Annotated in this window: 25 protein-coding genes; 12 read left to right on the forward strand and 13 right to left on the reverse strand. The window is 69.2% G+C overall.

Annotation, left to right across the window (positions count from 1 at the left end; translation table 11 throughout):
• From Q7W02_09635 to Q7W02_09645, 3 genes are all read left to right on the forward strand, one after another.
• The coding region (locus Q7W02_09635; GenBank protein MDO8476437.1) for a hypothetical protein at positions 1-1,138 on the forward strand (1,138 nt) is incomplete at its 5' end.
• A gap of 7 nt (positions 1,139-1,145) precedes the next feature.
• Positions 1,146-1,763, forward strand: a complete 618-nt coding sequence (locus Q7W02_09640; GenBank protein ID MDO8476438.1) for a gliding-motility protein MglA — start codon at positions 1,146-1,148, stop codon at positions 1,761-1,763.
• Positions 1,750-2,238 carry a roadblock/LC7 domain-containing protein gene (locus Q7W02_09645; protein ID MDO8476439.1) on the forward strand — a complete coding sequence of 163 codons (489 nt, stop codon included), beginning with the start codon at positions 1,750-1,752 and terminating at the stop codon, positions 2,236-2,238. The genes Q7W02_09640 and Q7W02_09645 overlap by 14 nt, the downstream gene beginning before the upstream one ends.
• 65 nt (positions 2,239-2,303) lie before the next feature.
• Here the strand turns inward: Q7W02_09645 and Q7W02_09650 are convergent, their stop codons facing one another.
• The gene (locus Q7W02_09650) at positions 2,304-2,735 is read right to left on the reverse strand and encodes a hypothetical protein (GenBank protein MDO8476440.1); all 432 of its coding nucleotides are present in this window, start codon (positions 2,733-2,735) and stop codon (positions 2,304-2,306) included.
• Entirely contained in the window at positions 2,732-3,538 is an 807-nt protein-coding gene (locus Q7W02_09655) for a tetratricopeptide repeat protein (protein ID MDO8476441.1), read from the reverse strand. Before Q7W02_09655 ends, Q7W02_09650 begins: the two co-directional genes overlap by 4 nt.
• Before the next feature lie 206 nt (positions 3,539-3,744).
• Between Q7W02_09655 and Q7W02_09660 the strand changes: the two genes are divergently transcribed.
• The 5 genes from Q7W02_09660 to Q7W02_09680 all read left to right on the forward strand — a co-directional run bounded on the left by Q7W02_09660 (position 3,745) and on the right by Q7W02_09680 (position 10,138).
• Positions 3,745-5,142 (forward strand): sigma-54 dependent transcriptional regulator, encoded by a 1,398-nt coding sequence (locus Q7W02_09660; protein ID MDO8476442.1) that lies wholly within the window; start codon positions 3,745-3,747, stop codon positions 5,140-5,142.
• 342 nt (positions 5,143-5,484) lie between these two features.
• Complete coding sequence (locus tag Q7W02_09665) at positions 5,485-5,946, forward strand: helix-turn-helix domain-containing protein (protein MDO8476443.1); 462 nt, start codon at positions 5,485-5,487, stop codon at positions 5,944-5,946.
• Between the two features lie 373 nt (positions 5,947-6,319).
• On the forward strand, positions 6,320-8,290 hold the full coding sequence (locus Q7W02_09670; GenBank protein MDO8476444.1) for a GAF domain-containing protein: 1,971 nt from the start codon (positions 6,320-6,322) through the stop codon (positions 8,288-8,290).
• A 76-nt stretch (positions 8,291-8,366) separates the two neighbouring features.
• Positions 8,367-8,816, forward strand: coding sequence for a response regulator (locus Q7W02_09675; protein MDO8476445.1), 450 nt, complete (start codon positions 8,367-8,369; stop codon positions 8,814-8,816).
• Positions 8,817-8,884: 68 nt separating this feature from the next.
• Complete coding sequence (locus Q7W02_09680; protein MDO8476446.1) at positions 8,885-10,138, forward strand: NAD(P)/FAD-dependent oxidoreductase; 1,254 nt, start codon at positions 8,885-8,887, stop codon at positions 10,136-10,138.
• Positions 10,139-10,362: 224 nt separating this feature from the next.
• Here the strand turns inward: Q7W02_09680 and Q7W02_09685 are convergent, their stop codons facing one another.
• The 5 genes from Q7W02_09685 to Q7W02_09705 all read right to left on the reverse strand — a co-directional run bounded on the left by Q7W02_09685 (position 10,363) and on the right by Q7W02_09705 (position 15,253).
• Complete coding sequence (locus tag Q7W02_09685; GenBank protein MDO8476447.1) at positions 10,363-11,097, reverse strand: ABC transporter ATP-binding protein; 735 nt, start codon at positions 11,095-11,097, stop codon at positions 10,363-10,365.
• Positions 11,087-11,806: an ABC transporter ATP-binding protein gene (locus tag Q7W02_09690; GenBank protein MDO8476448.1), complete on the reverse strand. Its 720-nt coding sequence runs from the start codon at positions 11,804-11,806 to the stop codon at positions 11,087-11,089. Before Q7W02_09690 ends, Q7W02_09685 begins: the two co-directional genes overlap by 11 nt.
• A gap of 62 nt (positions 11,807-11,868) precedes the next feature.
• Entirely contained in the window at positions 11,869-12,858 is a 990-nt protein-coding gene (locus tag Q7W02_09695; protein ID MDO8476449.1) for a branched-chain amino acid ABC transporter permease, read from the reverse strand.
• A 33-nt stretch (positions 12,859-12,891) separates the two neighbouring features.
• Entirely contained in the window at positions 12,892-13,758 is an 867-nt protein-coding gene (locus tag Q7W02_09700; protein MDO8476450.1) for a branched-chain amino acid ABC transporter permease, read from the reverse strand.
• A 217-nt stretch (positions 13,759-13,975) separates the two neighbouring features.
• A complete protein-coding gene (locus Q7W02_09705) occupies positions 13,976-15,253 on the reverse strand; it encodes an ABC transporter substrate-binding protein (GenBank protein MDO8476451.1) in 1,278 nt (425 codons plus the stop codon).
• Positions 15,254-15,421: 168 nt separating this feature from the next.
• Here Q7W02_09705 and Q7W02_09710 point away from each other — a divergent pair, with 168 nt between their 5' ends.
• From Q7W02_09710 to Q7W02_09725, 4 genes are all read left to right on the forward strand, one after another.
• The gene (locus Q7W02_09710) at positions 15,422-16,021 is read left to right on the forward strand and encodes a Uma2 family endonuclease (protein ID MDO8476452.1); all 600 of its coding nucleotides are present in this window, start codon (positions 15,422-15,424) and stop codon (positions 16,019-16,021) included.
• A gap of 60 nt (positions 16,022-16,081) precedes the next feature.
• A complete protein-coding gene (locus Q7W02_09715; protein ID MDO8476453.1) occupies positions 16,082-16,327 on the forward strand; it encodes a hypothetical protein in 246 nt (81 codons plus the stop codon).
• Positions 16,328-16,420: 93 nt separating this feature from the next.
• The gene (locus Q7W02_09720) at positions 16,421-16,906 is read left to right on the forward strand and encodes an IS630 family transposase (GenBank protein MDO8476454.1); all 486 of its coding nucleotides are present in this window, start codon (positions 16,421-16,423) and stop codon (positions 16,904-16,906) included.
• Complete coding sequence (locus Q7W02_09725) at positions 16,899-17,399, forward strand: transposase (GenBank protein MDO8476455.1); 501 nt, start codon at positions 16,899-16,901, stop codon at positions 17,397-17,399. Before Q7W02_09720 ends, Q7W02_09725 begins: the two co-directional genes overlap by 8 nt.
• 509 nt (positions 17,400-17,908) lie before the next feature.
• Here Q7W02_09725 and Q7W02_09730 read toward each other — a convergent pair.
• Genes Q7W02_09730 through Q7W02_09755 form a run of 6 tightly spaced genes read right to left on the reverse strand, consistent with a single transcriptional unit; the run spans position 17,909 to position 24,756 of the window.
• On the reverse strand, positions 17,909-19,504 hold the full coding sequence (locus tag Q7W02_09730; GenBank protein ID MDO8476456.1) for a hydantoinase B/oxoprolinase family protein: 1,596 nt from the start codon (positions 19,502-19,504) through the stop codon (positions 17,909-17,911).
• On the reverse strand, positions 19,504-21,618 hold the full coding sequence (locus Q7W02_09735) for a hydantoinase/oxoprolinase family protein (protein MDO8476457.1): 2,115 nt from the start codon (positions 21,616-21,618) through the stop codon (positions 19,504-19,506). Before Q7W02_09735 ends, Q7W02_09730 begins: the two co-directional genes overlap by 1 nt.
• Positions 21,619-21,672: 54 nt before the next feature.
• Positions 21,673-22,842 carry an FAD-binding oxidoreductase gene (locus tag Q7W02_09740; GenBank protein MDO8476458.1) on the reverse strand — a complete coding sequence of 390 codons (1,170 nt, stop codon included), beginning with the start codon at positions 22,840-22,842 and terminating at the stop codon, positions 21,673-21,675.
• A complete protein-coding gene (locus Q7W02_09745; GenBank protein ID MDO8476459.1) occupies positions 22,839-23,318 on the reverse strand; it encodes an MOSC domain-containing protein in 480 nt (159 codons plus the stop codon). Before Q7W02_09745 ends, Q7W02_09740 begins: the two co-directional genes overlap by 4 nt.
• On the reverse strand, positions 23,318-24,292 hold the full coding sequence (locus Q7W02_09750; GenBank protein ID MDO8476460.1) for an ornithine cyclodeaminase family protein: 975 nt from the start codon (positions 24,290-24,292) through the stop codon (positions 23,318-23,320). Before Q7W02_09750 ends, Q7W02_09745 begins: the two co-directional genes overlap by 1 nt.
• Complete coding sequence (locus tag Q7W02_09755) at positions 24,292-24,756, reverse strand: MaoC/PaaZ C-terminal domain-containing protein (protein MDO8476461.1); 465 nt, start codon at positions 24,754-24,756, stop codon at positions 24,292-24,294. The genes Q7W02_09750 and Q7W02_09755 overlap by 1 nt, the downstream gene beginning before the upstream one ends.
• Positions 24,757-24,865: the final 109 nt, after the last annotated feature.

Here is a 24,865-nt window from a genome sequence, read left to right on the forward strand (position 1 = left end):
GGCGGTGTTCGCGGTGGCGCCGGCGGTGGTGAAGGAGCGGATCGTGAACGGGCGGTTGCTGCTGCCGCTGGACGAGATCGTGCGGCAGCTGCCGCCGGAAGTGTTTGCGGCGTCGATCGGGCGAGGGCCGGTGGAGGTGCCGGGGATCGAGAGCTTCCCCGTGCCGTTCAAGCCGCTGGGGTGGGAAGCGCCGCCTGCACCGGCTGTTGCCGAGCCGGCGAGCGTGACGCTCCCGGCTCCGCCCGTCCTACTGGAGGTCGAGAGGGCGCCGGAGCCAGTGCCGGTGGCAGCCGAGGCGCCTGTCCAGGCTCCGGCCATCGAGACGCGCTATGTCGCCAAGCCGCAGGGGAATGCCGAGAAGCTCGCCGTCCTCATGGCTCCGTGGGAGACCGCGGCTTTCGACGAGGTCCAGGTCGGCGACTTCGCGATCATCAGCGTCTCGGCGGCCGGTCTTGCCGGGAGCGCGGTGGTCGCCGCGGCCGGCCTCCTGAGCCCCGTCATCGCGCGCCGGGCGCCGCGGCCCGTCGAACAGGCGACCCTGCGCGGAGTCGGAGGCACGCTCGTGCTCACGCCTGTCGGATCCGGATGGACCACGGGCACGGCGCTCGCCGTGGGCTTGCGCCCGGGCGGCCCGCTGGCCCGTCTCGAGATACTCGCGCGGCGCGCGGCGGCCGCTCATGAGCCTCCCTCACCGGCTGAGAGTCGGCAGACCGTCCCCCAGACCGTTCCCCAGGCCGTTTCAATGACGGCGAGGTTCGACGCCGCGCCGCCGCCCGCCGCCGCCGCCGCCGCCGCGGAGGACCTCCAAGCCTTCGGGCCTCTGACGGCTCAGTCGTACCGCGAGCCCACGAGCGGCGTTCTCATACACTGTTTCGTCCCGCCGGGCGCGTCGGCAGCTGAGCTGGCGCCGTTCGCCTGGGAGCTTGCGCAGGCCATGGCGCAGGGTTCCCAGGCGGGACCGCTCGGATCCTTCCACTCCGCCGTCCTCCGCTCGGGGAGAGAGCGCTTCGAGATCCGCCGGCTGCCGTCTGCCGCGGGTCCGGCGACGGTCCTCGTCGTGGGGGGCGCCGACACGGGCCGGCCGGGGCTCGCGCGCCTGCAAGTCGAGCGGGCGGCGGCGCGGCTCGGCGCGGCCTGAGGACACCATGGCGATCATCAACTACGCGCAGAAGGTCATCAACTTCAAGGTGGTCTACTACGGCCCGGGAGTGGCCGGGAAGACCGCCAACCTCCAGCACATCCACAAGAGCCTGCCGGACGGCAGCAAGGGCAGCATGATCTCGCTCGCGGCCGGCGACGACCGGACGCTCTTCTTCGACTTCCTGCCCGTCTCCGCGCTGACCGTGCGGGGCTTCACGGCCAAGTTCCAGCTCTACACCGTGCCCGGGCAGGTCTACTACAACATGACGCGCAAGCTGGTGCTGCGGGGCGCGGACGGGATGGTCTTCGTGGCCGACTCGCAGTGGGACCGGCTGCGCGAGAACGTCGAGAGCTTCCGCAACATGGAGGAGAACCTGCGCGAGTACAATACCAGCCTGGACGAGATGCCCTACGTGATCCAGTACAACAAGCGCGACCTCGAGAACATCGCGCCGCTCGACTACATGGAGTTTCTCCTCAACCGGCGGGCCCGGCGGGTTCCGTCCTTCGAGGCCGTGGCCGTCAATGGCGACGGGGTCTTCGACACCCTCAACACCGTCTCCCGCATGGTCCTGGTGGGCGAGTTCGGTCATGAAAAGGGGGAGCACCGTGAGACTGCATGACGTGGTCATCCACGAAGGCGACGCGGAGAAGATCAACGCGGTCCTGACGACGTTCCTCGGTGAGTCCGGCGCCACCGAGGCCCTGCTCATCGACCGGAGCGGCCAGCTCCTGGCGGCGACCGGCGCCAACCGGGCGCTCGACACCGTGTCCATCTCGGCCCTGGCGGCCGGCGCCTTCAGCTCGACGGGCGCCCTGGCCCAGCTGCTGGGCGAGACGGAGTTCACCGTGCTCTTCCACCAGGGCAACAAGGAGAGCATGCACGTCTCCACCGTCGACGACCAGGCGATCCTGCTGGCGATCTTCGGCGAGCGGACGACGGTGGGCATGGTGCGCCTCTTCGCGAAAGAGGCGGCGACCGCCATCGGGCAGATCCTGACCGAGTCGCGCGCCAAGCCCAGGAGCATGGGTGATCTGTCGACGCCGCTGACGACGGAGGAATCGCGGACCACTTTCGGCGAGCCGAAGAAGCCCTGACGGGGGAGTATCACGGGAGTGCCCCGCGGCCGCAAGCGCGGCTACGGGTGCGGCGACAGGCGCCGCTATATGTCTTCGGGGGTGGCCGGGATCTGGCTCTGCGGCCCCCAGGCGCCTTCGAGCGTGGCCAGCGCCTTCCTGAGCGCCCACTGCACTAAGCCCACGTTGACCTCGCGATCCCCCAGCACGACCACGAAGCCCACCGGACTCGAGCCGAGGAACACCGTCCCGTCGTCCGCCGAGAAGAGCGCCGTGTGGAAGGGGGTCCGCTTCAGCCGGTCGGCGCCGACCTCGAGCTCGCGCCCGAGCGTGGCCGTCAGCGCCGCCAGCGGCTCGACGGCCACGCCGCGGGGCAGGCTCGACGTGATGACGAGGCCGTCGGCGGCCACCACGAGCCCGCCGCGGACGCGGTCGATCTTGAGCATCTCGGCCAGGATGCGCCGGAACTCGCGCGCCCGCGCGGACGCGGGCCGTGGGGCCGCGGGCTCGGCGCTCACGCGCGGACTCCCAGCTCACGCAGCGAGTTGGTCCAGAGCTTGTCGGTTTCGAGCAGCCCGAAGCCGACCTTGACGTCCTGCGGGAAGCTGAGGGCGAGGATCAGGCGGTCATTGGTCCGGAAGAACGTGGTCTCGGTGGCGGCCTGGACAATGCCGCGCCTCAACGCGCCGAGCCCCGCCCGCTGGAGCGTCGCCGAAGCGATCCGGTAGACCTGTGTGACGTGGCCGGCCAGATCCTCGGCGTCCTTGTCGCCCTGCTGGGAGAAGACGAGCGTGCCGTCGGCCTGCGTGAGCACGAACTCTCGCCCGCCCGCCGGCGGCTTGAGCTTTTCCACCTGGATCGGCGGGCCCGCGTAGACCGGACGCTGGCCCGCGGCCGCCGGCGTCATCGTCCAGCTCGACACCATGTCCTGCAGCGCCCTGGCTTCGGGGAAGTCCGGGTAGTACTGGAGGGCCTTGTCGAGAAAGGGGCGGCAGGCGGCGAGGTCACGCTCTTCGAGCGCGATCTTGGCGAGTCCCAGGAGCGCCCGCGGATGATACGGGTCGAGGGCCAGGACCGCCTGGAACTCGCTCTTCGCCGGGCCGATCTGGCGGAAGGCCAGGTGGAGGTAGGCCGAGAGGAGGTGGCCGACACCGTTGTTCGGCGCCAAGCGCAGCCCGTGGGCGACCAGCTCGGCGGCCTCTTCGAAGCGCCCTTCCTGGCGGTAGAGATCGGCGCGCCGGAAGAGCGTGGCGGCATTGGGCGGACGCGTGAAGCTGGTGATCGCGTCCCAGATGCGCGACAGGAGCCTCAGCAAGCCCACGTGGTTTGACTCCCCCCTCGCTCGTGAAGCCGCCGCCCAGGGGGCGTGGCCGCCCACCCTGAAACTTGACGGCAAGCATAGCACAGAGGGACGGAGGGGCTCGCACGCCACGGAGCGTCCTCGGCCGTGCCCCCCTCGGAGGGCCGGATTGACCTGTTTCTGTCATTTCGAAGCCGAAGCTCGTATCCTAGCCGGGGAGGACAAAAGTGGGCGTGAAGATACTGGTGGTGGACGATGAGCCCGACATCCGAGCCGTCCTAGGCGAGTGTCTCACCGCCGCCGGATTCGAGACCCAGGAGGCCGGCGACGGCGCCGAGGCGGTGGCTGCGGTTCAGGCCGAGCGGCCGGCGGTGATTCTCCTTGACGTGATCATGCCCCGGCAGGGCGGCATCGAGGCGCTCCCCGAGCTGAAGCGGATCGCGCCGGACGTCCCGGTCATCATGTGCACGGCCTACATGGACGTCCCGACGGCCGTCCGGGCCATGCAGCTCGGCGCCTACGACTACCTGACCAAGCCGTTCGACCCCGAGCTGCTCCTGCTCACGGTCAAGCGCGCCCTCGAGCGCCGGGAGCTGCTGGCCCGCATCGACGAGCTCAAGAGTCAGGGCGAGGGAATCTCCCTGGCCGAACGCATGGGCGGAAGCCGCGGCATCGAGTCGGTGATCCAGCAGGTCGCCCAGGTTGCCCGCTCGAACTTCACGGTGCTCATCCAGGGCGAGACGGGCACGGGTAAGGAGCTGGTGGCGCGCGCGATCCACAACCAGAGTCCCCGCCGCGACAAGCCGTTCGTGGCGGTGGACTGCGGCGCGATCCCCGAGACGCTGGTCGAGTCCGAGCTCTTCGGGTACGAGAAGGGCGCCTTCACGGGCGCCGTGCACCGCAAGGACGGGCGGTTCCAGGCTGCCGGCAGCGGGACCGTTTTTCTCGACGAAGTCGGCAACCTGCCCCTGCCCACCCAGGCCAAGCTGCTGCGCGCGCTCGAGGAGCGGCAGGTCACGCCCCTCGGCGCGACGCGCCCGGTGCCGGTGGACGCGCGCATCATTGCCGCTTCGAACGTGGACCTCGAGGACGCGAGCCGCGCCGGCCGGTTCCGCCCCGACCTGTACTACAGGCTCAATGAGTTCGGCATCAGCCTGCCCCCGCTGCGCAGCCGGCGGGAGGACATCGCCCACCTGGCCAGCCGCTTTCTCGACGAGGTCAGCATGGAGCTGCGCCGCCCCGTGCACGGCATCACGGACGACGCGATGGAGCTGCTGCGTCTTCACGACTGGCCCGGCAACGTGCGCGAGCTGAAGAACGTGATCCGGAAGGCGGCGCTCCTCGCCACCGATCTGATCACGCCCGAGTTCCTGCCGCCCCTGGGAGCGCCCGGCGGGGGTCGGCAACCGGATGTCGAGGCGCCTACCGTGAGCGGGGAGTTGTCGCTGCGCGAGGTGACCGAGGTCGCGACCGCCGACGCCGAGCGGCAGGCCATTCGCCAGGCGCTCGAAGCCGCGAAGGGAAACAAGAGTCAGGCGGCGCGTCTGCTCCGCACTGACTACAGCACGCTGCACGCCAAGATGAAGCGCTACGGCATTTCCGCGCGCGACTTCCAGGACGCGTAGCGCCCCCGGTGCCATCTGGTCGCCTCGCTATAACCTCGCCGCTACAGTCCTCGCGCCCGCGCTAGAACCGCCCGGCCTTCCCGACGGGGCGCCGGCCCGCTCGCCGCCGGCGCCGCTTCGCCAAGGCCGCGTTTGCTCAAGACAATCTGTGACGGGAAGGCCGCCGCCGTGCGGGGCGATGCCGTTGGCACCGGCTTTGCCTCTCTTGAGTAGTGCCACCGCCGGCACGGGGTGGACGACGCGAAGAAAGGACAGCCGACATGATCGCCACATTGAAGGTCGGTACGAAAGTTTTTCGGTCTGAGCGACGGCGGAACTGCAGCGTCGTTTGTGCGAATGGCGATGAGCGCTGCTTGCGCCACGAGGAGCGGCACGCCCACGAAGGCGCTTTCCACCCGTAGCGCGATGGACAGCACGCCCGAGCTCAGCTTGTCCGCGGCCGGCCATGCCGCCACGCTCCACGTCCCGGCCGGCCACCCCCCGGCGCCGCAGGCCGTGGGTGTTCACTCGCTGCGGGAATTGGTGGAGCAGGCCGTGGTGGAGGCCGAAGCACAGGCGATCCGTCGCGCGCTGGCCTCGGCCAAGGGCAACAAGAGCCTGGCCGCGCAGGTTCTGCAAACCAACTCCACCACGCTGCACGCCAAGATGAAGCGCTTCAAGATCTTGGCGCGGGAGTTCCTCCCCAGCTGGCGCCCGGCCCGGCCCCCGCCGGCTGGGTTCCTTATGGTTCGCCCACCATGGTCGGCCGTCCATAGAGCTCGCGCGGGCTCCGGCTCAAACACCCTCCCACTGACCCGGGCTTGACGCCGCCTGTGTTGAGTGCTCGCTAAACCTCTGAAAACGCTCGGGTTATCTTGCCGTCGCCGCCGACGCTACGCCACGCCGCCGTTGGCATCGCCCTTGCCCTATTGGAGTACGAGACCAGAGCGCGATGCAGCCAGAGTCCTTGAGGAGCGTGATATGAGCGAAGTTCTGGGGTCGAGGATTCAGCTTCGATGGATCGCCTGGGGGCGGCGGGCCCGCTGCTCTTGGGGTGCGCGGGAGCTGAGGGGCGGCTCTTTGCCGAGGGCCGGCCCCACCTGGGGAATGACGTCCGCTTCGAGTCGGGCATCCAAGGTTGCCAAATGCAGCCGCGCAGCCTGATCATCTGCCAGGAAGGCGCCGCCGGCTGCGCCCCATGAACGCGTTCTCCACGCTGCCGCCGATGCTCACGTTCCTCATGCTGGGAGCGGTAAGCGCCGGCGCCCTCTACAACCTGTGGGTCTGGCTCCACCGCCGGAGCGACACCCTCCATGTCTGGGCGGCGGGCTGGTGCGCCATCACCGGCTCGTACCTGGTCAGCCACTACGTCCAGCTCTCGTCGGTGGATCCCGAGCGCGTCGTGCTCGGCTCGCGCCTGGCGTGGGTGTGCGCCCTGCTGCTCATCCTCGTGTTGGTCGGGCTGACCCAGACCCTCGTGCGTGGGCGGTGCTCCCGGCGGTCGATCGTCTTGCTGGGCGGGCTCAACGCCGTGCTGGTCCTGGTGACCATGCTGACGAATCTGATCGCGACGGATCAGATCTATCAGCGGACCGACCGGCTCGGCGGCCAGTACTGGGCGTCGGTCCCGGGGCCGTTGATGCTTCTCCTGGTCCCGTACGCCTTGGCGGTCTTCGTCTATTGCTTTACGGTCATCTGGAGGGCCAAGCAGCTCGATCGGGGCGCGCGGCGGGTGTTCCTGGTGGGCTTCAGCGCCTACATCGCAGGCGCCCTCAACGACTCCCTGCACGCGGCCCGGCACATCCAGAGCATCCGCGTGTTCGACTACGCCTTCGTAACCATGGCGATCGGGCTCACGTACCTCATGGTGAAGCGCTACACGCGCCTGTCCGATAGTCTCGAGATCGAGGTCGCCGCGCAAACCCGGGACCTCCGGGTCCGTCAGGAGCAGCTGGGCGCCCTGGTCCGCGCGGGACAGGTGGTGATGGCGGGACTGGATCTGCAGGATATCCTCACGCGACTCATCGGGGAGGCGAGCCGCATCTCGGGCGCTCCCCACGTGACAATCATGCTGCGGGACCGAGGCTCGAGGACTCTTCGGCTGGCCGCCCACATGGGGGACACGTTCCCGCCGGGCTACGAGCTGGAACTCGGGCAGAGCATCTCCGGGCTGGTAGCCGAGCGCGGCGAGCCGATCTACGTCGCGGACGTTGTGGACGACCTCCGCAACTCCATCCCGGACCGTGACCGGGCCGCCGGGATCGTGGCGTACCTCGGGCTGCCGATCAAGGCGGCCGGTACCGTCCTCGGGGTGCTCGTCTTCAAGACGATCGCGCCGCGCGCGTTCGACCCGGAAGAGCTGACGATCCTCACGTCCTTCGCGCATCAGGCCGCCATCGCGATCGAGAACGCGCGGCTGTACGCGGCACTCGAGGATCGTGTCTCCCACCTTCAGACCGTGACGCGCCTCAACCGGCTGATTTCGAGCTCGCTCGAGAGCGACCGAGTGCTGCACGAAATCGTCCAGGCGGCCGCCCAGCTGCCCGGCGCTGCGGTGGCGTCCATCTGGCTCGCGAACGAAGAGAAGAGGACGCTCGAGGTTGTGAATGTCTCCGATCCGGTTATGGATGCCGATTGGCCGGTGAGGACCTTGAGCTTCGACCAGGGCGTCCTCGGCTGGGTGGCGCGCCACGGTCGGGTTCTGAACGTGCCCGACGCGTTCACAGACGGCCGGTTCGTGGCGTTGGACTGGTGGCGGCGCCATGGGCTCAGCAGCTTCCTCGGCGTGCCGGTCATCCTGGACGGAGTGCTGCTCGCCGTGCTGACGCTCAACGGCCGCGAGCCGTTTCAGCTCGATCCCGAGGACGAGCGTCTGCTCGAGAGCTTCGGCGCCCAGGCGGCCTTGGCCATCCGGAACGCCTCGCTGTACGCCGCCGAGGGCGCCGCGCGCCAGGTCGCCGAGCGGGCGCTGGCCGAGGTCACGCGCCTGCAGGGCATGCTGCCGATCTGTTCCTACTGCAAGAAGATCCGCAACGACCAGAACTCGTGGGAACAGCTGGAGAGCTACATCAGCGAGCACTCCCACGCCACCTTCAGCCACGGCATCTGCCCGGACTGCCGCACCACGGTGGTGGCGCGCGAGCTCGAGCAGTGGCGGAGGGCGCGATGACCGGCGCCCTGCCGCGCCCCATGTCCCTCGGTCACGCCCGGAGGCTTTCATGAGCCGTCCGGCAGAAAGGTCTCCCATGGAAACCATCCTGGTGGCCGACGACGCGCCCGACATTCTCGCCCTGGCACGCGACATCCTCGAGGCGCGAGGCTACACCGTCCTGACAGCCGCCGACGGCGAGGAAGCGCTGCGGCTGGCCGAGGGCTACGCGGGGCCGATCCACGCCCTGCTCGCCGACGTGGTCATGCCCGGCCTGACCGGGCCCGAGCTGGCGGAGCGGCTGACGCGCACGCGGCACGAGACGAAGGTGGTCTTCATGTCCGGCTACACCACCGAGGTGATGGACCAGTACGGGCTCCTGCACTCCGGCGCGCCCTTCATCGGCAAGCCGTTCACTCCAGATCTGCTGGTGCGGAAGGTCCGCGAGGCGCTCGACTACCGCTCGCCCTTCGCTCGCCCGCCCGCGCCCGCGCGGCCCGCCCTGGCCGGATCCCGGATCGCCGCTACGCCCATCTTGGTTACCTGAAGCGCGGATCCGCCCGTCGGCGAGGGCCCGGTTTGACCTGCCCCTGACGATTTGGCAGGATCGGCGCCATGAAGGTCGTCATCGTCGGCGCCGGCTTCGCCGGCCTCCAGTGCGCGCAGCGTCTCTCCGGCACGCCGGTGGACGTGCTGCTGATCGACCGCAACAACTACCACCTGTTCACGCCGCTGCTCTACCAGGTCGCCAGCTCCCTGCTCAACCCGAGCGACATCGCCTACCCGGTGCGGACGGTCTTTCGGGGCTCACCCAACGTTCGCTTCCGCGCGGCCCAGGTGACCGGCGTGGCAGTCGAGGCGAAAGTCGTGCAGACGGCCGACGGCGGCCGGCTTCCGTACGACTGCCTGGTGATCGCGACGGGGAGCGCCACCAACTTCTTCGGGATGATCTCGGTCGAGCGGGCGGCGCACGGGCTCAAGGACCTGCCCGAGGCCGTGGCGCTCCGGACCCACGTCATCCGCGCATTCGAAGGAGCGGCCCGCGAGACGGACCATGCGGCCCTGCGAGCCTGGCTCACGTTCGTGGTGGTGGGCGGCGGCCCGACCGGCGTGGAGTACGCCGGCGCGCTCTCCGAGCTGATCCACCGCGTGCTGGTCCGGGACTACCCAGAGCTCGATCTTCGCGCCGTGCGCGTGATTCTGATCGAGGCGCTCGATCACGTGCTGCCGGCCTTCCTCCCGGCCCTCTCGGAGGACGCGCGGAAGCGGCTCGAGCGGCTCGGCGTCGAGGTCCGGCTCGGCGCGCGGCTGCTGGACGTGACGGATGGGCGGATCACACTCTCGAGCGGCGAGACCCTCGCCGCGCAGACCCTCGTGTGGGCGGCGGGGGTCAAACCCGCGGAGCTCGACACGGCACTCGACGTCCGGCGCACCCCGTCTGGGCGAATCGCGGTGGACGAGTGCCTCCGGATCCCGGATTGCCCTGGAGCCTTCGCGATCGGGGACGTGGCGGGCGCCACCCAGGATGGCAGGGAGCTCGCGATGATGTCGCCGCAGGCGATGCAGGAGGGGCGCTATGTCGCCGATGCGATCGTCCGGCTGGAGCGGCAGCAGCCGTTGCGGCCGTTCCGCTACCGCGACAAGGGCATCATGGCCACGATCGGCCGCCACGCCGCGGTCGCCCAGGTGGGGCCGCTCTCGTTCACGGGGCCCATCGGCTGGTTCGTGTGGCTCTTCGTGCACCTCTACTACATCATCGGCTACCGGAACCGCCTGGTTGTGCTGATCTCGTGGGCGTGGAACTACGTCTTCTACGATCGCCCCATCAGGCTGATCACGCGGGGGAAGGACGGGACGGAAGAGGAGTGAAGTCGGCCGCAGGCGGGCGAGAAGGGTCCAGATGCGAGGCGGCGCCCCGCTGTTCGAGTTGAACGACGGCGTATGCCGTCGTGAGACGAGGGCTGAGTTGATTCCGCAGACAAACCGCACGACTGTCTCAGCCCTCGCCTCGGGGCTCCGCCCCTCAGCTCGAACGGCCACGAGCGTGCGGCCGAGGGCGCCAACGAAGCAGATGGGCCCTTATCGGCCGCCTGCTAGTGGCCCAGGAAGATGCGCTTCACCTCGGAGGAGGCGAGGAGGTCGGCCGAGGGGCCTTCGAGAATGGCGCGCCCGGATTCGAGGATGTAGCCGCGGTGGGCCATGCGGAGCGCCAGCTCCACGTTCTGCTCGATGAAGACCACCGTGGTGCCGCGCTCGCGGTTGATCGCGGTCAGGACTTTCGCGATCTGCTCGATCACGCGCGGCGCCAGCCCCAGGAAGGGCTCGTCCACCATGAGGAGCGCGGGGCGCGCCATGAGGCCGCGGCCGATGGCGACCATCTGCTGCTCGCCTCCCGAGAGCGTCCCCGCGATCTGGCTGTGCCGCTCTCTCAGGTGCGGGAAGAGGGCCTCGACGTCGGCCAGCGTTTCCTCGCGGCGCGCTCTGGCTCCTGGGTGATAGGCGCCCAGCAGGAGATTCTGGCGCACGGTCAGGTACGGGAAGAGCCGGCGGCGCTCCAACACGTGGGCGAGGCCGAGCCCCACGATCTTGTGGGGCGGCAGGCCGTCGATGCGCCGGTCTCCGAGGCGGATCTCGCCCGCGCGGGCCCGCACGAGCCCTGAGAGCGTGTTCATGAGCGTGGACTTGCCCGAGCCGTTCGGCCCGAGGATCGCCACGACTTCGCCCCGGCGCGCGCGGAAGGAGACATCCCAGAGGACCTGGTAGTCGCCGTAGAGGACGTCGAGGCCACGGGCCTCGAGCGCGGTGCCGCCCGCGGGGTCAACGGACATAGGCCTGCCCGAGGTAGGCCTCGATCACGCGCGGCTCGCGCCCGACGGCAGCGGGCGGCCCGTCGGCGATGACCTCGCCCAGGTGGAGCGCCACGATGCGCCGCGAGACGTCCATGATCACGCCCATGTTGTGCTCGATGACGACCAGCGCCGTGCCCGCGGCGTTCAGCTCGCGAACGAGCGCGACGAGTCCCGGGATGCTCCGGAGATCCACGCCGCCCGTCATCTCGTCGAGGAGCAGGAGGCGCGGCTTGGTCGCCAGCGCGCGGGCCAGCTCGAGGCGCTTGCGCTGGCCGGTGGAGAGCACGCGCGCGTGCGCCTCCGCCTTGTCGGCGAGCCCGACGCGCTCGAGCGCCTCGAGCGCCTGCAGGCGGGCGCGCGCGGGATCGGCCGTCTTCTGGAAGGCGCCGACCATCACGTTCTCGAGCACGGTCATCTGTGTGAACGGCTTGAGCTTCTGGAAGGTGCGCGCCACTCCGAGCCGGCTGATCTCGTCGGGGCGGAGCCGCGTGATGGGGCGACCGTCCAGCAGAACCTCGCCCGCGTCCGCCGGCTGGAAGCCCGTGAGGAGGTCGAAGAGCGTGGACTTGCCGGCGCCGTTGGGGCCGATGATGCCCACGAGCTCCCCCGCGCCTACCTGGAAGGAAATGTCGTTGTTGGCGACGAGGCCGCCGAAGCGCTTCGTCACTCCGCGAACGTCCAGCAACATTCCCTCTCCCCCACTGGGGGAGAGGGCAGGGTGAGGGGGGTGGAGGCGAGGGGGTCGGTCCATCAACCGGTCCGCCGGCGCCCGCGCTGGGCGAGCGCCATGATGCCGCCGGGCTGGATCACCGAGATGACCATGATCAGGAAGCCGTAGATGAGCAGGTCGATGGCCTTGCCTGTGCCGCCCAGGTAGATGCGCGTCGCCTCGCCCAGCGGCACCAGGATGGCCGCGCCGATGAGCGGCCCCCAAAGCGTGCCCACCCCGCCCAGGACGGCGATCAGGCAGATCAGGATCGAGAGCGAGAGCGGCAGCACCGACTCGGGGTCGATGAAGAGGATGTACTGGGCGTAGAACGTCCCGCCCAAAGCCGTCAGCGCGGCCGAGACCGCCATCGCGCGCTGCTTGTAGCGCGCCACCGGAATGCCCAGGCTCGCGGCGGCGTCCTGGTCTTCCCTGATGGCGCGGAAGTAATAGCCGGTGCGCGAGCGCTCGATGCGCCGTGTGACCCAGAGCGCCAGCAGCAAGAGTCCGAGCGCGATGTAGTAGTAGACCTGCTTGTCCCTGAACTGGAAGGCGAGGAGAGAGCCCGTCCGGTCGATGGGGATGAACAGCCCGCGCGCCCCGCCCACCCAGTCCCAGTTGATCATGAGGGTCTGGACGATTTCGCCCACCGCGATCGTCGCGATGGCGAAGTAGTGGCCGCGCAGCCTTAACACGGGATAGCCGATCACCTGGGAGAGCGCGACGGCCAGCGCCGCCCCCGCCAGCATCCCGGCCCACGGCGTGAGGCCGAGCGTCTTGACGAGCACGGTCGAGGTGTAGGCGCCCGTGCCGAAGAACACCGCGTGCCCCAGCGAGATCTGGCCACAGTAGCCCGCCAGCACGTTCCACGCCGTGGCCAGCATGGCGTAGAGGAAGATGCGGATCATCACATCCCGCGGGTAGGGGAGCGTGAACACCAGCGGGAAGGCGAGGAGCAAAGCCAGCGCCACGAGGCCGGCGGTGAAGGTGAGCCTCCGGGGCCATTTAGCGTGGCCTACTGTCGAAGAGTCCACGCGGCGGCCGGGTTCCTTCGCGCAAGCGCTCATTCAGAAGCGCCCGAACAATCCCTGGGGCCGCCAGAGAACGACCAGCAGATAGAGGACGAAGACGGCCACGTACTTGAGCGCCGGCGCGATCAGGAGACCGCCCAGCACCTCGATCAGCCCCACCACCACGCCCGCCACCAAGGTCCCCGGCACATTGCCGAAGCCGCCGAGAGCCACCGTCACGTAGGCCAGCAGCGCGAAGGTCGAGCCCACGTCGGGGAAGACGTAGAAGAAGATGGTCAAGAGCGCCCCCGCCACTCCCACGCAGGCCGCGCCGATGCCCCAGCCGAGGGCGAACATCCGCTCCGTGTTGATGCCCATGAGCGAGGCCGCCTGCCGGTCCTGGGCCGTCGCCTGCAGCGCCAGCCCCGTCTCGGTGCGGCTGATGAACCAGTTGAGGAAGACGAAGGCCAGGAGCGCTCCGACGCTGGCCACCAGCTGCGGCAGCCCGATGAAGATCCCGCCCAGGGAGATGCGCCCCTGCACGAGCGGATCCTTCACGAGGTGGAAGTCCACGCCCCAGATCGCCTGCGCCGCCGAGCGCAGGAAGATGGCCAGCCCGAAGGTGGCGAAGATCTGGGCCAGCATGGGCGCGCCCAGCACCCAGCGGATCAGGCCGTGGTAGGTCGCGAAGCCCAGGAGGAACAATGCCGCCGCCGTCAGCGGCAGCGAGACCACCGGATCGAGCCGCCAGAGCGCCCAGGCCCAGTAGGTCGAGAACATCGCCAGCATCAGGAACTCGCCGTGGGCGAAGTTGACGATCTCCATAAGGCCGAAGATGAGGGACAGCCCGGCGGCGATGAGCGCGTAGACGAACCCCATGAGGAGGCCGCTCACGATGCCCTGCAGGAGAACCTCGGCAGTCACGGTGGGCCAATCTACCACCAGCAGGGCGCCGATAAGGGCCCATTTGCTTCGTTGGCGCCCTCGGCCGGGCACTCAACGTACAGGGAGTACGCCTCGTGCCCGGCCTTCGGGCGCCGCCTCGCAACTGGACCCTTCTCGGCGCCCTGCGGCCGCTCAACTCGAACAGCGGGGCGCCGCCTCGCATCTGGACCTTTTTGAGCGGCCTGCCGCAGTCCGGCTACTTCCTGTCTTTCCAGGGCGTCAGGGGATACACGACGTCGGCGGCGGCCAGCTCGAAGGGGTAGATGGTGGCGTATTTCCCCTTCTGGACCTGCTGGAGGATGGCGCGCACACCGGTGTTCTGGCCCTTCTCGTCGAACTTGACGCCGCTCCAGGGCATGATGAGCTGCTCGGGCGGCATGTTGGTGGCCGCGAGCGCCTTGCGGATCTCCTCGGGGTTGACGCTCTTGGCGCGGTTGATGGCGTCGGCCAGCACGATGAAGCCGGTGAAGGCCCGCGCGGGCACGTCGGAGATGTCGCGGCCGCCCGGGTTGTCCTTCAGCTTCTTGAACAGCTCGTTGATCGGCTTGATCATGGGCTTCTTGTCCGCCATGTCGAGCGCGAAGGGCGCGCGCGTGATGTGGCCCTCGGCGTCCTTTCCCATCTCGGTGAGGAAGCTCGGGTCGGTCCAGCCCGCGTTCTGGGCCATCAGCATCTTGGGGTTGTAGTCCAGGTTCTTCGCCGTCTTGACGAAGATGAAGGCGTCCGAGGTATAAGAGGTCGGCAGGAAGACGTCCGGATTGGCCGCCTTGAGCTTGCCCACCTCGGCGTCGAGACTCGTGGTCTTGGCGCGGTAGGCCATCTTGATCACCACCTCGTAGCCGTACTTCTTCGCGAGCTCCTCCTGTACCTTGGCCGAGTCCACGCCGAAGAGGGTGTCCTCGTGCATGATGCCCAAGGTCTTGATCTTCACCCCGCGACGCTTCTCCAGGTCCTTCATGAAGTCGAACATCGCCACGCTGAAGTGCCCGTCGTGGGGCGAAGTGCGGAAGAACCACTTGAAGCCGCGCTCGGTGAGTCCGGGGGAGGAGGACTCGGCGTTCAAATAGGGCATGCCGTAGCGCTCGGCCACCTGGCTCGCCGTGGCGGTGACGCTCGAGAAGTAGGCGCCGTAGAGCGCGTGGACCTTCTCCTGGGTGATGAGGCGCTCGGCCTCGGCCTGGCCCACGTCGGGCTTGCCCTGGTGGTCCACGATCACGAGACGGATCTTGGCGCCGCCCAGCCCGGGCAGGCCGGCGGTCTTGCCCAGGGGCAGGTTCAGGGTGGAACCGCCGTTGTTGATGATCTCGACGGCCATCTTGACGGCGTTGACGGAGTCGATGCCCACCTGGGCCACGGGACCCGACAGCGGGTAGAGGATTCCGATCACGACTTCCTTGGGGGCTTGGGCCTGCGCGGGTGCCCACGGCGAGAGCGCCACGAGGGCCAGGGAGAGCAGTCCGATCGCACGTCGCATACGGGATCCTCCTCTACGGCTTGATGAATATTACAGGTCGGCAGTGACCGTCCTATTGGCCCGGGAGTCTAGCACAGTCGCGGCGGGGGCGGGCGCTGTCGGGTGACGTAGCCTCCGCAGGGCGAGGGGCGAAGTGTATGCATCAGCGGACATTGACGGGCGGCGTCGATGGGGTTTAGCCTGAACGAGATGGATGCGATTCCGGTTCCGACCAAGCGCTGGGCGCGGGTGGAATACGAGCGCCTCGTGGATCGGGCTGTCTTCCAGCCCGGCGACCGCGTCGAGCTCGTCGGCGGTCAGCTGGTCGTGCGGGAACCGCAGGGGAGCCCGCACGCGGTAGCCGTTCAGCTCGCTGAAGACGCTTTACGGGTGGCGTTTGGACCCGGTTGGGTGGTGCGGGTGCAGATGCCGGTGGCGCTCGACGACGAGTCAGAGCCCGAGCCCGACGTGGCCGTCTGCGCCGGGAGCCCGCGCGACTACCTGGCCGGTCATCCCTCCCGGCCCGTCCTCCTCGTCGAGGTGGCTGAGGCCAGCCTGGCCTTCGACCGGGAGCACAAGGGCAGCCTCTACGCCCGGGCGCATGTGCCCGACTACTGGATCGTGAACCTCGTGGACCACGTGCTCGAGGTCCACCGCGACCCCGCGCCCTCCGCCGACGCTCCGTACGGGTGGCGTTTCAGCACTCGGCGAAGCCTCGGCGCGACCGACACCGTCTCGCCGCTGGCCGTCCCTCGAGCCCGCATCCCCATCGCTGATCTGCTGCCCTAGCGGAGAGCGCTTCTCGGCGCGCCAATGCAGCCCGCCGCGCGCCTGCCCTATGCTCCTCTCATGCTTCTCCGCTCGGTGGGTCTCTCCTGGTCTCGCGTCACGGCGGGCCTCCAGTGCCACCAGCGGCTCTGCTGGACCGTGGACGAGCCCACCGCGCCGGACCTCCAGCCGGACGAGGCCCGGCCGGCCCTGTTCGACGAAGGCACCCAGGTCGGCGAGGCGGCGCGCACCTATGTGCCAGGCGGCGTGCTGATCGATCTGCCGTACAAGGCCTATGCCGAACGCATTGCGGAGCGTAGATATTGACTCTCGCATAACTAATGGATATCCATTGGAGACTTTGCTATCCTATGGGGCATGAGACCCCCAGGAACCCCCGAGCAGCTCCAGACGCGAAGGGTGCGCGCCGTCGCCCTGCTTCAGTCCGGCAAGACCTATCAATCAATCGCCGCGACCCTGAACGCGTCAATCAGTTCGGTGGTGCGCTGGGCGCAAGTGCATCGCAAGGGTGGCGTGAAAGCGCTCCGGCCCAAGCCTGCGCCTGGGCGTCCGCCGATGCTGACACCGCGACAGAAGCGCCGCTTGTTGCAGTTGCTGGTACAGGGGCCCTTGTCCGAAGGATATGCGACAGACCTGTGGACCCTGCCGCGCATCGCCACGCTGATCCGGAAACATTTCGGGACACGCTATCATCCAGGCCATGTGTGGCGGGTGATGCGGGGCTTGGGCTGGACGTGTCAGAAGCCGGAGCGGCGGGCGCTGCAACGGGACGAGAACGCCATCGCGCGCTGGAAGACACAGGCGTGGCCGCGGATAAAAAAAAGCCCAAAGACTTGGGGCCCATCTCGTCTTCCTCGACGAAAGCGGCTTCCTCCTCATCCCTAACGTCCGCAAGACCTGGGCGCCGATCGGACAGACCCCGGTGTTCACACACAGCTATCGACGGGATCGCATATCCGTCATCTCCAGTATCACCGTGTCCCCATCCGGGCGGCATCTCGGGCTGTCCTGTCGTTTCCACGCGATCAACATCACCGGCGTGGAGGTTATCAGGTTCTTGCGCCACCTTCTCCGGCATCTGCGTGGACCGGTGGTGCTCCTGTGGGACGGCGGCACCATCCACAAGCGCGTCATCGTCGAACACTTCCTGCGCAAGCACACACGGCTTCACGTCTATCGGTTCCCGTCCTACGCCCCGGAACTCAACCCGGACGAGTTTGTCTGGACCAAGGCCAAGCACGCGCTCTCCAATGGTGCGCCGCACGACCTCCCCCAGCTTGGGACGCAGCTGCGCCGTTCTATCCACCGCATTCGCGGGTCCCAGCGATTGCTGTGGTCCTGCATCCACGCGTCCGATCTGCCGTGGCCACGCGCCTAGAGATATCCATTCTTTATGCGAGAGTCAATAATGTTGCCTACGCTCCGCTCATTCCTCGGCCGCCGTCACCGGCGCCTTCCATACCGCATCCGGGGTAGTCATCCCTGGCCCCCTCGTAGGTGCCTGTGACGCCTGCCGCCCTTGTCGCTGAATCAGCTCCACCGTACGTGCGATCAAACGGCACAGGCCCGAGTGCTCGCGGGCGCAAACACGACGCGTCGGCTTCGGAGCGTAGATAACATAAAGCCCGTTCTCGGTCATGACCCGCCTCCCCCGAGGGTCTTCCCGCGGGGTCAGCCGTGTCACAGCGCGGATAAACCCCCTCCCAGCCCGCGCCGAACCTGCCAGAGCAAGGATCACAGGTCAAATCAGGGCCTTGAACCAGAAGGTGGGGGCCCTCCACGAGACCATCAGGCAACAGCCGGGCGGCCGAGGGGGGGGGGAGGATCTTCTGAATGACGACGTGGCCGTCGATCGTGGCGATCAGCTGCAATCGCCCGGCCCGCGTTCTATCCGGTGACGTAGCCCTCGAGCAAGTCGCGGGCGCGGAGCGCGGGATCGCGCTCGGCGGGCGGGCCGTAGCCGCCGCCGCCCGGCATCAGGATCTCGATGAGATCGCCCGGCCTGAGCGTCTGCTCGGCCTTGGGGTTCGCGGGCGCTTTCCCGTTGATGAGCACCTGTCCCGTGGCGCCGGGCAGGCCGCCGAAGAAGCCTTGCGCGGGGACGGTCGTCCGGTCGCAGAGGACGGAGCAGGTCGCGGGCTCGTCGGAGAGCACGCGGAAGGCCAGCGCCTGGCCCAGCCCCCCGCGGAAGCGCCCGTCGCCGCCCGAGCCGTCGCGGAGCGCCTTCCGCTCGACCAGGAGCGGCGCCAAGGTCTCCACGACCTCGACGGGCGTGCCGAGGACTCCGGAGGGGAAGGCGGTGGCGCTGAGCCCGTCTTTCGTCGGCCGCGCCCCCGTGCCGCCTGAGCCGAAGAAGGTGTAGACGAACGGCGTTCTCGCGCGGTCCTTGCCCGAGAGCTGGATGCCCCAGATGTTGGCCGAGCCCTCGGCCATCACGCGGTCGGGCAAGGCCTGCTTGAGCGCGCCCGCCACGACGTGGGGCAGGAAGTGGCCGACGACGTGGCGCGCGGCGACGGGCGCCGGGTGCTGGACGTTCAAAATGCTGCCCTCGGGCGCCGTGATCCTGAGCACGCGGAAGGCGCCCTCGTTGTTCGGCACGTCGGGGCTGACGATGACCTTGACGCCGTAGGTCGTGTAGGCCTCGGTGTAGTTCATCACCACGTTGACGCCGCGGCGGCTCGCGGGCGAGGAGCCGGCGAAGTCCACCCAGAGGCTGTCGCCCGCCACCTCGCAGCGGCACCGGACGGTCAGCGGCTCGCCGAAGCCGTCGGACGTCAGCGAGTACTCGTAGCGCCCTGGCCTGAGGCGGCCGATGGCCTCGCGCATGGCCCGCTCTGTGCGGGCCACGATCTCGTCCGACAGCGGCTCGAGCCGCTCGAAGCCGAACTCCTCCATGAACTCGAGCAGGCGTAGGCCGCCGACGGCGCCGCCCGCGATCTGGGCGTGGAAGTCGCCCATGACGAGCTCGGGCACCCGCACGTTGGCGCGGATCATGGTCTCGAGCGCGCGGTTGATCCTGCCGGCTTCGTACAGCTTCATGATCGGGATGAAGAGCCCTTCCTCGTAGACCTCGCGCGCCTCGGCGGAGAGGACGTGACCGCCGATGTCGGCCGAGTGGCAGGTCGAGGCGAAGAAGGCGACGAGGTCGCGGCCGCGGAAGACCGGGCTCGCGATCGTGACGTCGTTGAGATGCCCCGAGGTCTTCCAGGGGTCGTTGGTGATGACCACGTCGCCGGGCTCGAAGGCCTCGACGGGGTAGGCGTCGAGGATGTGCTTCATTGCGAGCGCCATGGAGTTGATGTGCCCGGGCGTGCCGGTGACGGCCTGCGCGACCATCCAGCCTCGCCGGTCGAACACGCCGGCCGAGAGGTCGCCCGCCTCGCGCACGATCGAGGTGAACGAGGTGCGCATGAGCGCCGCCGCCTGCTCGTTGACGACGCCGATCAGCCGGTTCCAGCAGATGTCCAGCGTGATGGGGTCCATCACACCGCCTCCCCCGGTTCCATGATGAGCGTCAGCCGAGCGTCTACGCTGACGCGCGCGCCGGGGCCGACCACGGTGGTGGACTCGCGCTCCTCGATGATGACGGGGCCGACGAACGTGGCCCCGGGCGCGAGAGCGTAGCGGTCGTAGACGGGCGTGTCCACGTAGCCTCGCGCCTCGGGGAAGTACGCCTTGCGCGTGGCCTTCGTCACGGGCTTGGCCGCCCCCGCCGCCGGAGCGCCAGGCTTGAGACCGGACACTGAGATGTCGGGCACCGGGCCCGAGACCACGACGCGCCAGTTGAGCGCCTCGATGGGGACGCCCATGGGGATCCGGCTGTAGAGCGCGCGGTACGCCGTCTCGAAGTTGGCCGTGATGGCGGCGAGGCTCGAGACCTCCAGCGCGCCCTGAGGCACCTCGACCTCGACCTCGTGCCCCTGGCCCGTGTAGTGCATCTCCGCCGTGCGGCGAATGCGCACGGACGCATCCGGCACTTCCGCGCCGCGCAGGATCCGCCGCCCCTCGGCCTCCATCTCTCCGAAGACCCGGCTGATCTGCGCCCAGTCGGCGGCGTCGAGGCGCTGGGGCGCTGTGCGCACGAAGTCGAAGGCGAGCGGCGCCGCCAGGAGCCCGTAGGCCGACATTGCTCCTGCGCCAAAAGGAATCAACACGCGCGGTACTTTCAGGATGCGCCCGACCTGCCAGGCGTGCACCGGGCCCGCGCCGCCGAAGGCGAAGAGGGGATACGCGCGCAGGTCCTTGCCGCGCTCGATGCCGTGTACCCGCGCGGCCCCGGCCATGTTCTCGTTGACCACGCGGTGGATGCCCCAGGCCGCGTCGGTCAGGGACAAGCCCATCGGCCCGGCGATCTTCTCCTCCACGGCGCGCCGTGCCGCTTCCACGTCGAGGCGCATGCGGCCGCCGAGGAAGAAACCGGGGTCGAGGTAACCGAGGAGGAGGTCTGCGTCCGTGACCGTCGGTACCTGCCCGCCTTGGGCATAGCACGCAGGGCCAGGGTCCGCGCCCGCGCTCTCCGGCCCGACCTTGAGGAGGCCCATGCGGTCCACCCGCGCCAGCGACCCGCCCCCCGCGCCGACCTCGATCATCTCGATACAGGGGACGCGGATGGGCAGGCCCGAGCCCTTCTTGAAGCGGTCGGCCCGCGCGACCTCGAACTCGCGCGCGAGCAGCGGCTCGCCGCCGTCGATGACGCAGGCCTTGGCCGTGGTGCCGCCCATGTCGAAGGAGAGGAGGCGCGGCTCTCCGAGCTCGCGCGCCATGCGCGCCGCGGCCAGCGCCCCCGCCGCCGGGCCAGACTCGACGAGTCGGATGGGCACGCGCTTCGCGGTCTCGGGCGTGGCGATGCCGCCGGCCGAGAGCATGATGTAGAAGTGCCCGGGGACGCCCAGGTCCTGGAGCTTGCGCTCGAGGTTGTCGAGGTACCGGGACATGAGCGGCATGACGTAGACGTTGGCGCAGGTGGTCGAGGTCCGCTCGTACTCCCGAATCTCCGGCACGACCTCAGAAGAGCAGGACACGGGCACCGCGGGCAGCAGCTCGGCACAGAGAGCACTCAGCATGCGCTCGTGGGCGGGGTTGCGGTAGGCGTGCAGGAGGCAGATCGCGACGGCCTCGACGCCGGCGTCTTTGAGCCGGGCGATGGCGGCGCGGGCGCTCGGCTCGTCCAGCGGCGTGAGCACGCTGCCGTCGGCCATGATGCGTTCTTTGACCTCCAGCCTCAGGTGGCGCGGCACCAGTGGCGCCGGCTGGTCGATGAAGAGGTCGTACATGTCGTAGCGGCCCTCGCGCCCGATCTCGACCGCGTCGCGGAAGCCCTCCGTGGTCAGGAGCCCCGTCCGGGCGCCCTTGCGTTCGATGAGCGCGTTGGTGGCGAGCGTCGTGCCGTGGATCAGCGAGCGCACGTCGGCCGCGCGGCCGCCCGCGTCGTTGAGGAGCGTGACCACGCCCTGCTCGACGGCCTGCGAAGGGTCCTTGGGGGTCGTGAGGAGCTTGTCGACCTGGACGGCGCCGGTGGCATCGTCCACCCAGACGAGGTCCGTGAAGGTGCCGCCGATGTCGACGCCGATGCGTGCGTACCGCGCAGGGGATGTCATGGCGCCAGAGTGTACACGGCGCGATGTGGCCGTCAAGGCGGCCCGCGCCGCGCGTCAGCCGAGGTACGAGGACACGAAAGTCCCGCCCGCCGCGCTGCCGGCAAAGCGGTCGAGGCGAAAAGGCGCCGGGCTGACCGGCGGCGCTTCGCCTACGATCAAGGCCGCCATCATCTCGCCCACCGCAGGGGCGAGCTTGAAGCCGTGGCCCGACATGCCGGCGGCGATGAAGAAACCTTTCACCGCCGACTCGTCGAGAATGGGCATCCAGTCCGGCGTGATGTCGAAGGCGCCGGCCCAGCCGCGGGCGTAGCGGGCGGTGCCGAGGGCGGGCAGCGCACGGCTCGTGCGCTCGAGCACCGCCTCCGCCTCCTCGAAGCTCGGCTCGGCGCCGAGCAGCTCCGGATCCATCGGGTGCTGCGTCTCGTCGTCGGTGAGCGAGCCCGTCAGCGTGAGCCCGCCCGTCTCGGGCTTCACGTAGCTGCCGCCGTGGAGGTCGAGGTAGACCATGTGGGACCGGCCGAAGCCGGTATCACGCTCAAGGACGAAGACCGGATGCCTGCCGATGACGATCGGCAGCTCGACCCCTGCGAGGCGGCCCAGAGCGGGGGACCAGAGCCCGGCGGCATTCACGACGACGGGAGCGGCGATCTCCTCGCCGGAGGCCGTCACGACGCCCGTGACACTGCCGCGCGCCTGGCGGATCGCCGTCACCTCTACGCCCTGCTCGATGGCCACGCCCCGCTTGCGCGCCGCATCGGCATAGCCTGTGGTGACGGCAGAGGGGTCGCCATAGCCTGAGCCGGGCTCGTAGAGCACGGCGCCGAGCCCGGCAGCATCGATGCGCGGCTCGACGCGGCCAAGGTCGCGCGGCTCGAGAATCTCGGCGCTGACACCGAGAGCGCGTTGAAGCGCCAAGGTCTTCTCGAGGGCGGGGCGCATGGCGGAGGCGACGCCGATCAGCACACCGCTGCGGACAAAGCCCGACTCTCCGCCCACCGACTCGCCGAAGCGCTCGAAGACGGCGAGCGACCGCAGGACCATCTGCGTCGTCTCAGGCGTGGGGTAGAGCTGGCGGATGATGCCGACCGAGCGGCCGGTGCCTCCCGAGCCGAGAAAGCGGCGCTCCAGCACCAGGACGCGCTTGACGCCGGCTCCCGCGAGCTGGAAGGCGAGCGAGCAGCCGGTGACGCCGCCGCCGACGATGACGGCGTCGGCGGTCCTCATGCTGGTGCTAGGTTGACGAGCCGGACCGTATCGCCCTGGCTGATGCTGCCCGTCCTGAGCACGCGGGCGTAGACGCGGCTCGAGCCCTGGTGGTGCTTCTGGGAAACGCGCGAGAAGTCACCGTTGGCGAAGTTCTTCTTGATGTTGAAGCACGGGGAGGTATAGCGGGTCACCTCGATCAGGACGCCCGCGCCCAGCTCGAGGCGCACGCCCGGTGTCACGCACTCCCAATCGAGGCCCTCGACGGTCAGGTTCTCGCCGATGGCGCCGGGAGAGACGTCGTGTCCTTCGGCCTGGAGGACGCGGATCTGCTCGAGCGCAAACAGGCAGAGCGCGCGCTCGGGACCGCCGTGGTGCTCCATGTCGCGGTGCTGGTCGCCCTCGAGCCCCAGCTCCGTTACTCGCGCCGCCGCGACCCGGAGCTTGGGGACTCCGCCAAGCGAGACGCTGATCTGAACGATGCGGCCGTGCGCCACTAGAGGATCACCTCCGTGCCGATGCCGCGCGCCATGGCCCGATCATACGCGAGGCGCGCCGAGGCCGCGTCCTCGGGCGCCCAGCCCACAGACTTGAAGAGCGTGATCTCGTCGGGACGCGTGCGACCAGGCTTCTTGCGCGTCACGACCTCGGCCAGCTCGGCCCTGACGTGGCGCCGCGTGATGGCGCCCGCCTTGATCGGGATGAGGAGATCGCCGGCTTCCGTCCACGCGCCGTGGTAGGTATCCACGACGACGCGCGAGCGCTTGACGGTCTCGGTGTCGACCTCGCGGGTCGTGGGCCTGGACGCGCCGACGGCGTCCACGTGGGCGCCGGGCCTGAGATCGCGCCCCGCGAAGACGGGACGGGATGAAGTTGTCGCGCACGTCACGATGTCTGCTTCGCGGACCGCCGCGCGTCTGTCGCGCGCGACCTCGACCGGCACGCCGAGGGCGCCACGCATCCGTGTTGCGAAGGCCTGGGCGCGGGCCGGGTCGCGCCCGACGACGGCGACGCTCTCGACGGGCAGGACGGCCTTGAGACAGCGGAGCTGGAACTCGGCCTGGACCCCCGCGCCGAAGCAGGCGACGCGCCGGGAATCCGGACGCGCGAGATACCTTGCGGCAACAGCGGAGGCCGCGCCCGTGCGGATGGCGGTGAGGAAACCCGCCTCCATGAAGGCGAGCGGGGCGCCGGTCTCCGGATCGCTCAGCACGTACGAGGCGTGGAGCGTCGGGAGCCCGCGCTTGCGGTTGCCCTCGACGACGCTGACGAGCTTCGCGCCGAGCGCCTGGGCCCTGGGCAGGGCCGAGATCATGCCGAGGAAGACCCCGCCCTTCGCCATGGGCAGGACGGCGCGGGGCAGGGCGGGGGCGCGGCCTGCCGCCGCCTCGCGGAACGCCGACTCGACAGCAATGATGACCGCCGCCGGCTCGAGCACGCGCTCGAGGTCGGAGCGCGTGAGGACGAGCATCAGGCATCCGTCGCCGACGCCCGCTTGATCATGCGCTTGATCGTCGCCTCGAGGACCAGCTCGCCGCGATGGTTCAGCACTTCGTGCTTGTAGGTGACGATGCCGCGGTCGGCCTTCTTGGTCTCGCGCTTGTCGGTGATCACCACGCGGACGTGCAGCGTGTCGCCCACCAGCACCGGCGACACGATCCTGATCTCGCTGCCGAGGTAGGACATGCCGGTGCCGTGGATCAGCCCCGTCTGCATGACCAGCCCCTCGGAGAGGCAGAAGGTGAAGGCGCCGGGCGCCGGCTTGCCCTTGAACACGGAGGCCGTCGCGACGTACTCCATGTCGTAGAAGAGAGGCTCGTTGAATCCGCAGAGGTTGACGAAGGCGCAGATGTCGGCCTCCGTCACCGTCCGCCCCAGCGTGTCGTACGCCGCCCCGACAACGTGCTCCTCGTACGTCAGTCCCTGCTTGATCATTCGGTCTCTCCTTTGCCCCTCACCCTACCCTCTCCCCCGAGGGGAGAGGGGAACCATGGAACCCTCGCCCAAGAGGGGAGAGGGGATCCTGGAACCCTCGCCCCCAGAG

It is taken from the genome of Candidatus Rokuibacteriota bacterium, from assembly GCA_030647435.1.
Taxonomy (GTDB): domain Bacteria; phylum Methylomirabilota; class Methylomirabilia; order Rokubacteriales; family CSP1-6; genus AR37.

Excerpts from the sequence above, each read along its gene's own strand:
- Q7W02_09750 (MDO8476460.1), bottom strand. The coding sequence starts at position 24,292 with ATGCTCGTCCTCACGCGCTCCGACCTCGAGCGCGTGCTCGAGCCGGCG.
- Q7W02_09755 (MDO8476461.1), bottom strand. The coding sequence starts at position 24,756 with ATGATCAAGCAGGGACTGACGTACGAGGAGCACGTTGTCGGGGCGGCG.
- Q7W02_09680 (MDO8476446.1), top strand. The coding sequence starts at position 8,885 with ATGAAGGTCGTCATCGTCGGCGCCGGCTTCGCCGGCCTCCAGTGCGCG.
- Q7W02_09690 (MDO8476448.1), bottom strand. The coding sequence starts at position 11,806 with ATGTTGCTGGACGTTCGCGGAGTGACGAAGCGCTTCGGCGGCCTCGTC.
- Q7W02_09715 (MDO8476453.1), top strand. The coding sequence starts at position 16,082 with ATGCTTCTCCGCTCGGTGGGTCTCTCCTGGTCTCGCGTCACGGCGGGC.
- Q7W02_09685 (MDO8476447.1), bottom strand. The coding sequence starts at position 11,097 with ATGTCCGTTGACCCCGCGGGCGGCACCGCGCTCGAGGCCCGTGGCCTC.
- Q7W02_09665 (MDO8476443.1), top strand. The coding sequence starts at position 5,485 with ATGAGCGCTGCTTGCGCCACGAGGAGCGGCACGCCCACGAAGGCGCTT.
- Q7W02_09675 (MDO8476445.1), top strand. The coding sequence starts at position 8,367 with ATGGAAACCATCCTGGTGGCCGACGACGCGCCCGACATTCTCGCCCTG.
- Q7W02_09735 (MDO8476457.1), bottom strand. The coding sequence starts at position 21,618 with ATGACATCCCCTGCGCGGTACGCACGCATCGGCGTCGACATCGGCGGC.
- Q7W02_09740 (MDO8476458.1), bottom strand. The coding sequence starts at position 22,842 with ATGAGGACCGCCGACGCCGTCATCGTCGGCGGCGGCGTCACCGGCTGC.
- Q7W02_09705 (MDO8476451.1), bottom strand. The coding sequence starts at position 15,253 with ATGCGACGTGCGATCGGACTGCTCTCCCTGGCCCTCGTGGCGCTCTCG.
- Q7W02_09640 (MDO8476438.1), top strand. The coding sequence starts at position 1,146 with ATGGCGATCATCAACTACGCGCAGAAGGTCATCAACTTCAAGGTGGTC.
- Q7W02_09730 (MDO8476456.1), bottom strand. The coding sequence starts at position 19,504 with ATGGACCCCATCACGCTGGACATCTGCTGGAACCGGCTGATCGGCGTC.
- Q7W02_09670 (MDO8476444.1), top strand. The coding sequence starts at position 6,320 with ATGAACGCGTTCTCCACGCTGCCGCCGATGCTCACGTTCCTCATGCTG.
- Q7W02_09710 (MDO8476452.1), top strand. The coding sequence starts at position 15,422 with ATGGGGTTTAGCCTGAACGAGATGGATGCGATTCCGGTTCCGACCAAG.